At 60.2% G+C, this 1,826-nt stretch carries 4 protein-coding genes; 2 read left to right on the plus strand and 2 right to left on the minus strand.

Annotated elements, in window-relative coordinates; translation table 11 throughout:
- The first annotated feature begins 134 nt into the window (after nucleotides 1–134).
- On the plus strand, nucleotides 135–611 hold the full coding sequence (locus WBV42_RS14790; protein ID WP_423986714.1) for a hypothetical protein: 477 nt from the start codon (nucleotides 135–137) through the stop codon (nucleotides 609–611).
- Between the two features lie 9 nt (nucleotides 612–620).
- Here WBV42_RS14790 and WBV42_RS14795 read toward each other — a convergent pair whose 3' ends face one another.
- Nucleotides 621–959, minus strand: coding sequence for a thioredoxin family protein (locus tag WBV42_RS14795; RefSeq protein ID WP_423986715.1), 339 nt, complete (start codon nucleotides 957–959; stop codon nucleotides 621–623).
- A 197-nt stretch (nucleotides 960–1,156) separates the two neighbouring features.
- On the opposite strand from WBV42_RS14795, the gene WBV42_RS14800 reads away from it, so the two are divergent.
- Entirely contained in the window at nucleotides 1,157–1,624 is a 468-nt protein-coding gene (locus tag WBV42_RS14800) for a hypothetical protein (RefSeq protein WP_423986716.1), read from the plus strand.
- Between the two features lie 60 nt (nucleotides 1,625–1,684).
- Here WBV42_RS14800 and WBV42_RS14805 read toward each other — a convergent pair.
- The coding region (locus WBV42_RS14805) for a DUF7344 domain-containing protein (RefSeq protein ID WP_423986717.1) at nucleotides 1,685–1,826 on the minus strand (142 nt) is incomplete at its 5' end.

The following is a 1,826-nucleotide window of genomic DNA, read 5'->3' on the forward strand; positions in this document are numbered from 1 at the left end:
ACAGATATCAGCCAACTCCCGCCGAATTCATTCACAGAACCGACGGGCTACGTCCCGTAAATCGTGAAGACCCGTCAAATAGAAGAATAAACACATCGAAGTATTTATATAATTTCCATCATGGGAAACAGAACATGGAGTCAACAGCAACGACGGGCGTCGAATCCCCCCAGGTGCAGTCGAAACGCCTCGCGCGGTTCTGCGCGCGTGGGGTCTCGTTCGGCATCCTCGCGTATCTCGTCGGCTATCTTCTCGTCGCCGCACTGTTCGTTTTCGGTCCAGCGAATATCGATCAATCCACACACCTGGACGTCCAGCTCAAATGGTTCGGGTTCGTCTTCTACAACGCACAATTCGTTCCGATCGCTGTCGCTGGCCAATCGTACAACTACATCACGCAGGCCGCGGATCCGGCGGTCCCCCCGCTCGTCTATCAAGCCATTCCGATCCTCGCGCTCGGCGTTGCGAGCATCGTGTTCTCTGTCCGTAGCCGGTTGGAAGGATTCGTCCAGACGGTCGTCTACTCCGGAGCAAGCGTCGCCGTCGGTGCCGCGTACCCGATCGTCATTGCGACTGTCGTCACGGGTATCGTCGCGTTCGTTCGTCGGTAAGCTGTTTTCTTACTCCCCCTTCGTTCCTTCCACGAACTGGATGACGGCCTCCGTTCCCTGGAACCCGTCGGCCATTCGCCCGATGAGTTCTCCATCCTCGAATAGCAATAGGGTCGGTACGCTCCGAATATCGTATCGCTCGACCAGCGAGACGTCGTCACCGGGGTTGACCATCACGACCGTCGCGTCGGTCGCGCGGGCCACGTTCCCGACGACGGGTTCGATCGCCTGACAGAGCGCACAGCCGTTGGTGTAGCAATCTACCAGCACGAGGTCGTGACTCGTGATGACCGAGTCGAGTTCGTCAGCGTCCGCGACCCGTAACGGCTTCGTGGATTCGTCGCTCACGGTCGAGCTACGCACCCGTCGAACTTGGGGCGTTCGTTCTCAGACGTTCCGTTCGTCGATGTCCGCCATCTCGGAGAGGAAGCCCCCACAGCGGTTGATTTCCATCGGGGTTTTCCCCCATTTACGATATAAACTTTCACTCTGTGGCGGGCTATCGTTCGACACGACTTTGTGGTCCGACGCCGCTCATTCGAGCGATGACCGGCCCGGAAACCAACCCAGAAACGGACCCGACGCCCGATCCGAAAACGGACGTGGAACGCGCCGTCCGTGAGTTCCTCCGTTCCGAACACGAGGGGACGGTTTCCGCTCTCCTTCGGTGTGCCGATACGGTCGCCGAAGGGTGGGCGGACGATTCGACGACCGACCGGAGCGCCGTCGTGGGACCCCTCAAGCGAGCACTGCGCGAATCGGGACTGCTGGCACGATTTCCCGACATCCTCGCGGGTGCGGCGGGGGCGGCGGGATTCTCGCTCCGAGCCACGCCGGTCCCCGCGCCGCCGTACGTGGCCGTGACAAGCCGTGGACCGGTTCTCCGGGCGACGGTGTCCGGCGGCCGACTCGTCGTCTCGTTTCGCCTCTTCGACGTCGTTCGTGACGGCGGCGTTCGATACGTTCGCGGAACGAGCGACGCTCGAACCGCCGTTTCGGTCGAATACAAATAGCGCCGAACGGTTCGGTTATTGACCGAACGTTTCCCTCATTCGGACCGATGGACGCCCTCGCTATCGCTCGAATCCGTTCTCCGCCAGAACGGATAGTAGATCCGTTACGGGACCGGTATCGTCCGACAGTCCGACCAAATCCCGTTCCTGCTCGTACTCCACGACACCGTGTTCGCTCAACCGTGGAATATGGTTGTGATAG

This window comes from Haladaptatus sp., from assembly GCF_049589095.1.
Taxonomy (GTDB): domain Archaea; phylum Halobacteriota; class Halobacteria; order Halobacteriales; family Haladaptataceae; genus Haladaptatus.